This window comes from Kitasatospora sp. NPDC048540, assembly GCF_040651175.1.
Taxonomy (GTDB): Bacteria; Actinomycetota; Actinomycetes; order Streptomycetales; family Streptomycetaceae; genus Kitasatospora.
Window position 1 is genome coordinate 1 of sequence record NZ_JBEZIR010000222.1, and the last position, 7,162, is coordinate 7,162.

Here is a 7,162-nt window from a genome sequence, read left to right on the forward strand (position 1 = left end):
ACCCCGGTGCGGGATGCCACGGCGGAATGTCCACCCAACCGACTCGGTACGGATGTGTAGCCATGACCTCCACGATGGACCCGGTCCACGTCACCCACGGGTCCGGCCGCGGGGGTCGGTCGCGGCCAGCACGGCGGCGACCAGCAGCGGGACGGTCAGCAGGAGCAGGTTGAACATCGGTCCGGTCCTCTCCTCGGGGGCACACGAAGGACCGTAGCCAGCCGGGGCGCGGCCCAATCCGGACCGCCACCCGGGGCGTCCTCAACCCACTCGAACCGGTGATCTCCTGACCCCGACCGGCCCAGAGCGGTACCCCGTCGGCGCCGGCGGGCCGGGGTCAGCGGCGGCGGGCCGGGTGCCTCACCCGACGGCGAGCCGCAGGATGCGGTCGTCCCCGGCGCTCGGCTGCCCCCGGCCGTCGGTGTTGCTGGTGGCGAGCAGCAGGGTGCCGGGGCCGTCCGCGACCACCGTCCGCAGGCGTCCGTACCGGCCGGTGAAGTGGTCCTGCGGGGTGCCGCTGACGTGGTCCCCCTCGACCGGGATCCGCCACAGGCGCATCCCGTGCAGCGCCGCCATCCAGATCGCACCGTCGGCGTACGCGATGCCGCTGGGCGAGGCCTGGTCGGTGTGCCACTGGGCGAGCGGGTCGGTGTAGCCGGCCCGGTGCCCCTGGCCCTCGACCACCGGCCAGCCGTAGTTGGCGCCCGGGGTGATCAGGTTGAGCTCGTCCCAGGTGTTCTGGCCGAACTCGGACGCCCACAGCCGCCCCTGGGCATCCCAGGCCAGCCCCTGGACGTTGCGGTGACCGAGCGTGTAGACCACCGAGCCCGGGAACGGGTTGCCCGGCGCGGGGGCGCCGTCCGGGGTCATCCGCAGGATCTTGCCGCCGAGCGAGGAAAGGTCCTGGGCCAGTTCGGTGCGGCCCGCCTCGCCGGTGCCCGCGTACAGCATGCCGTCCGGGCCGAAGGCGATCCGGCCGCCGTCGTGGTTGCTGCCCTTGGGGATCCCTTTGAGCAGGACCGCGGGGGCGCCGAGCTGCTGTCCGGGCGGCTGCTGCGGGTCGTAGCCGAGGCGGACGATCCGGTTGTCGTCGGCGGCGGTGAAATAGGCGTACACCTGGTGGTCGGTGGCGTAGTGCGGGGAGACGGCGAGGCCGAGCAGGCCGCCCTCGCCCGCGGCCGCCACCCCGGGGACCTCGCCGACGTCGGTGCGGGCGCCGCCGTCCGCGGCGATCCGGGTGATCCGGCCGGTGTCCCGGGAGCCGACCAGCAGGTCGCCGCCGGGGAGCACGGCGATCCCCCACGGCGTGTCCAGGCCGTCCGCGACCTGCCCGGTCACCCGTACCGTCCCCGGTCCGGTGGCCGTGCTGCCGCCCGGGGCGGGCGACGTGGTCGAGCTGCACCCGGCGGCGAGCAGCAGCACGGCGGCGACGGCGGCGGGAACGGTTCGCACTCGCATCTCGGCTCCTACCGGCTGGGCTGGCGGCGGTCCACCGTCCAGCAGACCACAGGTCCGCCCGGCCGGGCGGCGGGACCGGCCGCCCGCCGCGCCGCTCAGCCCGCGGGCGCGGCGGGCGCCGCGGCCAGCCCGGTGCAGGCCAGCAGGCGGTCCCGCCGCTTGAGCGCGGCGGCGGCCGCGGCGCCGGTCTGCGGCACCGGCACGCCCTGCGAGCTGACGTGCGCGGGGGTGAAGTGCTCGCCGACCACGTGCCCGTCGGCGCGCACGGTGAGCGTGGTGACGCCGGTCTCGTCGGAGTCGGCGTAGCTGGACGTGCCGTACCAGAGGAAGTTCCCGAAGCCGTACGCCACGTAGGTGTCGCCCAGCAGGCCGGCCCCGAGCATGGTGTGCGCGTGGGTGCCGACCACGGCGGTGGCGCCGGCGGCGGCCAGCTTCTTGGCGAGCGCGGTCTGCTCGGCCGTCGGGCAGGCCTTGCCCTCCTCGCCCCAGTGCAGGTAGACCAGCACCACCGGGGTGCGGGTCTTCGCCTGCTGGACGGCCTTGACCAGCGCCGCCGGGTCCAGCGCGGAGGCGATGCCGGGCTTGGCCGGCCCGGCCCGCCACTTCTGGTTGGTGAGGTCGACCACCTGACTGGCCGCCAGCACGGCCACCTCGGTGCCCTTCACGGTGGCCAGGTGCGGCGCGTACGCCTCCTCAGCGGTCCGGCCGATGCCGATCACCGGGATGGGCGAGGCCGCCTTTGCGGCGAGGGTGTCCGCGAGGCCGTCCGGGCCGAAGTCGACGGCGTGGTTGTTGGCCAGCGAGACCACGTCGACGCCGGAGGTCTGGAGGACGGACAGCGCCTTGGGGGCGGTCCGGAAGGTGTACGTCTTGGGCTCCGGCGCGCCGCGTTCGGTGATCGCCGTCTCCAGGTTGAGCACCGACAGATCGGCGTCGGCCAGCGTCTTCGAGATGGCCCCGAGCGCCTGTTCCGGCGGTTTCACGGTGAGTCTGGCCTCGGTGCGGCCCTCGAAGTGGACATCGCCGGCGAACGCCACGGTGAAGGTGGCGGCCGGGTCCGCCGGCGGTGCGGCGGCGGTGCCGGCCGGCGTCCCCGCGGCCGCGGTCCCGCTCGCGGAGGCCCCGCCGCCCGGGCCCGGGCCACCGCCCGCGTGGTCGCCGCCGCCGGCCGGGTGGTCCGGGCCGCAGGCGGCCAACAGCGCCAGTCCGAACGCGGCAGTGAGGCACGGTAAGGCGCGACGCATCGAAATCCCCCCCGGGAACAGTACGGTCGCGCACAGACTAGGCCAGAACCTTCACGTTTCGGAACATGATCCGCACAACCCGGCCCGCCCGGGCGGCCCGCCATGGGTGGGCACTCGCGGGACCTCGTCCGACGCGCGCGGGCGGACCGGGGCGGCCGGCAATCGGATGGCCAAGTCCTCCACCGGACGAAACAGTTGAACGGCCTCGCCGACGAACTGCCCGCCCCCCTATGCCGTGGTCCACCGCGGCGCCGGTCCGGTCCGGTCCGGTCCGTGCCAGTCGGGTGCACATCGGGCGACCTTCGCGACGGGTCAGGGGCTGCCTGCCGCGGCACCACCACCCGCGGGCAACCGCGGACCGCCTCCTGCCCCTGCCCTGCTCCCCGTTGACGCACCCTCAGGAGAGTGTCGAATCCATCATGCCTCGTCAGCGGCGGTCGCGGTAGGACGAACAGCACGATCGGTCGATCTTGTCCGGGCCCGCCGCACCGTCCAGACTCGACGCATCCACCCCTTCGCCCGTACCGGGACCTCGCCGAGGCTCCCGGTGCGTGCGTCGCGCTGCCCGCCGTCGCGGCGGGCGGGAGCGGGGGTGGCGGGACCGAGGGGGAAGATGAATCACGACGCGGTGCTGCGGGCCAAGGTTCGGCTGTTCGACGAGGACCGGCTCGGTGTCCTGCAGCTGGTCCACGCCTACCGGGTACTGGTGGGGACCGGCCCGGCTGCGTACCGTCCGAAGCTGTCCCGGGCGTTGGTCGAGCTGAGCGAGGACGCCTCGCTGCTCGGCCTGCCCGAGGCCCGGCTGCGACTGCTGGCGGAGGCCGTGGCGGCGGCCGAGGGGCTGGCGCAGGACGACCCGGTCCGCCCGCCGGTGTTGTTCGACGCACTGGACGCCCATCAGCGCGAGCTCTACGGGCAGGACCGGCGGCCGGACGGCCTGGCGGCGCGCGGGCGGCTGCTCGCCGTCGCCCGCACGACGGGACGGGCGGACGGGCGCCTGGTGCGGGCGCTGGGCGGGTGGGCCACGGCGCTGGCCGAGGAGGGCCGGGCCGAGGAGGCCGCGGCGGCCTTCGGCGAGCTGGTCCGAGTGGTCGGGTCGGCCCGGGTGCCGGACCACCCGCGCCGGGACGGTCACGGGCTGACGCCCGGCCGGGTCCTACCGGCCCTGGCCGGGCAGCTGGCGGCGGCGGGGCGCGGCGCGGAGGCGGTCGCCGTCCTCGCCGAACTGGTCGGCCTGGACCGTGCCGAGGCCGAGGGCGAGGGCGGGCCGACGGCCCGGCTGCTGCAGAGCACCGTCCGGTTCGCCGGGCAGCTGTCGGCCGCCGGGCGGCACGGGCGCGCCGCCGAGGTCCGGCAGGAGGCCCTCGCCCTGTTCGCCGCCCTCGCAACCCGTGGCGAGCGCAGGGCCTGGACCGGCGACGGGCGGGTCCACTGGTCGGCGTTGTTGGCGCTGTCCGGCGCCGCCGCCGAGACCGCCGAGGCGGGCGCCCCCGGCCCGGCCTTCGGGATGCCCACCACCGCGTGGTCACCCGGTGTCCGGCGGGGGTACCGCGACGGCCGCGACGCGCTGGCGGCGGAGGTCGCCGCCCTCCTGCCGCAGGCGGACGCCGACCCCGGCGCCCACCTCGGCCCGTTGGTCGCGCTCCACCGCAGGCTGCTGGTCCGTACTGCGGTGGAGACCGAGGCGGGCGGCGGCCCGCTGCTGGAGACGCTGCTGCCCGGGTTCGACCGGGGCGTGGCGCTGGCCCGGCGGCTGCACGAACGGTCCGGGACCGGCGGCGCCGCGGCGCTCGCGCTGGCACTCACCGACCGGGCGGCGCTGCTCGCGGTCTGCGGCCAGTACGGCTACGCCCTCACCGACTACGAGCAGGCTGTCGAACGGACCGGCGGCCCGGCTCCCGAACCGGCGACCCCGGTAACGGCCTGCTGACCGGCTGAGCGTCGGCGGCGGGCGGCACCGCATCCCGTGGTGTCCCCGCCGTCCGCGCTCCGGGCCAGGTCCGGCGGCTCAGTCTGCCGTGAGCAGTCCTTCGCGCTCCCACACCGCGCGGGCCGCGGCCATCCGCTGCTGCTTGGTGCGCCGCCACTCGGTGCGGTCCGTGACCGCACCGGGCGGCTCCTCCACGGTGTAGCAGAGCGTGCACACGTACCCGCCGCACGGGCCGTCCTTGACCGGCGTGCCGCAGGTCGGGCAGTAGCGCGAGTGGTGGACCTGACTGCTCATGGCGCCCAGGTTACTTGCCGATCACGGCGCCGCACGAGTGGCAGACCAGCTGCCGCCCCCGGTCGTCCATCAGCGAGCCGCAGTTGGGGCAGTTCATGGCGGTGCCTCCGTCGGCCGTCCCGAGGTGCAGTCAGCTCCGCACACGCTGCCAGGCCGCACCCCGTCCTGTCCACGTCCTGTCCACGTCCTCTCCACGGCCGGGACCGGTCGGGACCGGCCGCGGCCGGTCAGCTGTCGCGGCGCCTGCGTACGGCCAGCACGACGGCTCCCACCACCAGCACGGCCAGGACCGCGGAGCCGCCGGCCCCGCCGCCCACTCCCCCACCGCTGCCCGAGCCGCCGCCCGCGCCACTGCCGGTCGCGGTGGCGCCGGGGCTCGCCGCGCCGGTCGGCGCACCGCTGCCGGCACCGGCGGTGGGCGCGGGCTTGGCGTCGAGAGTCTCCCGCCAGACGGTGCTGTCCTTGCCCTCGCTGCCGAACAGCAGGGCGGTACCGTCCGCCGAGTACGTCACCGACTCGCCCTGCCGCTGGAACGGCACGTTGACCGAGCCGTCCTCCACCGGGTGGCCGTCCTGCCAGCGGTAGGCGGTGGCGGAGAAGTACCCCCGCAGCACCAGCCGGGTGCCGTCCGGGGAGAAGGCCCCGTCGGTGGTCCAGGGCACGTCGGCGATCGGGTGGAAGAGGTTGACGCCGGAGTCGGACAGCGTCTCGGGTCCCTGGTAGAGCCGGCCGCCGCTCTGCCGCTTGCTGGCTATGTACGCCCGGCCGGTGACCGGGTGCACCATCAGGGCCTCCGCGTCCCGCGGCCCGTCCTCGTAGCGCACCCGGTAGCGGACGGCGTCGACGGTCTGGTCGCGCAGTTCCTTCGGCTCGTCGAAGCGGTAGATCCACACCTCGGGCCAGGTGCCGTCGCGGTTGTCCCCGATGTCGCCGAGGTAGAGGCGGCCGTCCGGTCCGAGCGAGATGGCCTCGACGTCGCGCGGCTTGATGCCGCGCAGGATCACGGTGGCGACGGTGCGGCCCTGGGAGTCGACGGCGTAGACGTACGGGCCGTCGTCGCTGTCGTTGTGGGTCCAGTAGACGCCGGGGTGGGCCCGGCTCGCGGCCAGGCCGCTGGACTCGGTGATCCGCGGGTCGCTGATGGTGAACGCCTCGCGCGGCAGGCCCGCCGCGCCCGCGGGCCCGGCGGCCGCACCGACCCCGAGCACCGCGGCGGCCACCGCGGCCGCGCCCGCCCGTACGGCACGGGATCCGCGCGGCGCCCGTTCGTTCGACCTCGTCACCCAGCGATCATCGCACGCCGCTCCGGCCGTCCGAACGGGCGGTCACGACGGCCGGGTGTCGTCCCGGACGGGTCGGACCTGCCGGAGGGTGGGCCGCAGCAGGTGGCCGGCGGGCCCGGCGGTGTCTGGGCGGACGGCGTTCGCCCGGTCGCTCTCGCGCAGCAGGCCCACCGCCCGGTCGCTCTCACGCAGCAGGCCCACCGCCCGCTCGGCGATCTGCGGCAGGGCCGCGTACAGGGACTCGCCGGGGCAGAGCGTGGTGTACGCGTCGCGGTGACCGGAGATGGCGGCGAACGCGTGGGTGGTGCCCGCCGGGAAGCGGCTGCTGCTGCTGTTGGAGGTCAGTTCGGACCGGCCGGCCGGGTCGATGCCGTACAGGCCGAGTTTCCACGCGGAGAGCCGGGCCAGAGCGTCGAGCACCGCCTCGGGGACCGGTGTGCCTGCGCCGAAGGTGCCGATCACCGCGATGCCGCAGGTCTCCCGGTTGAAGCCCATGGTGTGGGCGCCGACCACCGGGCGGCCGGTGGAGCCGAGCCGGCCCTCGTAGATCGTGCCGAAGCGGTCGACCAGGAAGTTGTAACCGATGTCCTCCCAGCCCTGGTTGGTGCGGTGCTCCTGGTAGATGGACCGGAGCTTCTCGGGGACGTCCTGCGGGCCGTAGCCGTTCGGGTCGTCGGTGTGGTGGATGAAGACCGCCCGCACGGCCGCGTCGCACTCGGTCGCGGTCTGCGGCTCGTCCGTCTTCCAGGTCGAGCGGCGCACCACCAGCGGGGGCGGCGGCGGGGCCAGCACGGCCTGACGGGGCGGCAGCGGGGCGGCCGCCGGGGCGGTGGCGGGCAGCTCGCGCGCGGCGGCCGAGCCGTGGCGGGGCGGGCCCGCTGCCACGGGAGAACTCCTTGCCGCCGAACTGGTCCCAGTTGATCGACCAGGTCATCAGGCCGCGCAGGTTCGGC

General features: G+C 75.7%; 6 protein-coding genes. 1 reads left to right on the plus strand and 5 read right to left on the minus strand.

Features of this window, described 5'->3' with window-relative positions; translation table 11 throughout:
- Positions 1-360: 360 nt before the first annotated feature.
- A complete protein-coding gene (locus tag AB0D08_RS39805; RefSeq protein ID WP_359895240.1) occupies positions 361-1,458 on the minus strand; it encodes a PQQ-dependent sugar dehydrogenase in 1,098 nt (365 codons plus the stop codon).
- Positions 1,459-1,553: 95 nt separating this feature from the next.
- Positions 1,554-2,702 (minus strand): CapA family protein, encoded by a 1,149-nt coding sequence (locus AB0D08_RS39810; RefSeq protein ID WP_359895242.1) that lies wholly within the window; start codon positions 2,700-2,702, stop codon positions 1,554-1,556.
- 613 nt (positions 2,703-3,315) lie between these two features.
- Here AB0D08_RS39810 and AB0D08_RS39815 point away from each other — a divergent pair.
- A complete protein-coding gene (locus tag AB0D08_RS39815; protein WP_359895244.1) occupies positions 3,316-4,632 on the plus strand; it encodes a hypothetical protein in 1,317 nt (438 codons plus the stop codon).
- A gap of 78 nt (positions 4,633-4,710) precedes the next feature.
- On the opposite strand, the gene AB0D08_RS39820 is transcribed toward AB0D08_RS39815, so the two are convergent.
- From AB0D08_RS39820 to AB0D08_RS39830, 3 genes are all read right to left on the minus strand, one after another.
- Entirely contained in the window at positions 4,711-4,926 is a 216-nt protein-coding gene (locus AB0D08_RS39820) for a hypothetical protein (protein ID WP_033825949.1), read from the minus strand.
- Positions 4,927-5,153: 227 nt separating this feature from the next.
- Entirely contained in the window at positions 5,154-6,209 is a 1,056-nt protein-coding gene (locus tag AB0D08_RS39825; protein ID WP_359895246.1) for a WD40 repeat domain-containing protein, read from the minus strand.
- A 42-nt stretch (positions 6,210-6,251) separates the two neighbouring features.
- Positions 6,252-7,094, minus strand: coding sequence for a peptidoglycan recognition protein (locus AB0D08_RS39830; protein WP_359895248.1), 843 nt, complete (start codon positions 7,092-7,094; stop codon positions 6,252-6,254).
- Between the last annotated feature and the right edge of the window lie 68 nt (positions 7,095-7,162).

Bases quoted from the DNA above. Each gene is read 5' to 3' on its own strand.
- AB0D08_RS39815 (WP_359895244.1), top strand. From the start codon at position 3,316: ATGAATCACGACGCGGTGCTGCGGGCCAAGGTTCGGCTGTTCGACGAG.
- AB0D08_RS39805 (WP_359895240.1), bottom strand. From the start codon at position 1,458: ATGCGAGTGCGAACCGTTCCCGCCGCCGTCGCCGCCGTGCTGCTGCTC.
- AB0D08_RS39810 (WP_359895242.1), bottom strand. From the start codon at position 2,702: ATGCGTCGCGCCTTACCGTGCCTCACTGCCGCGTTCGGACTGGCGCTG.
- AB0D08_RS39820 (WP_033825949.1), bottom strand. From the start codon at position 4,926: ATGAGCAGTCAGGTCCACCACTCGCGCTACTGCCCGACCTGCGGCACG.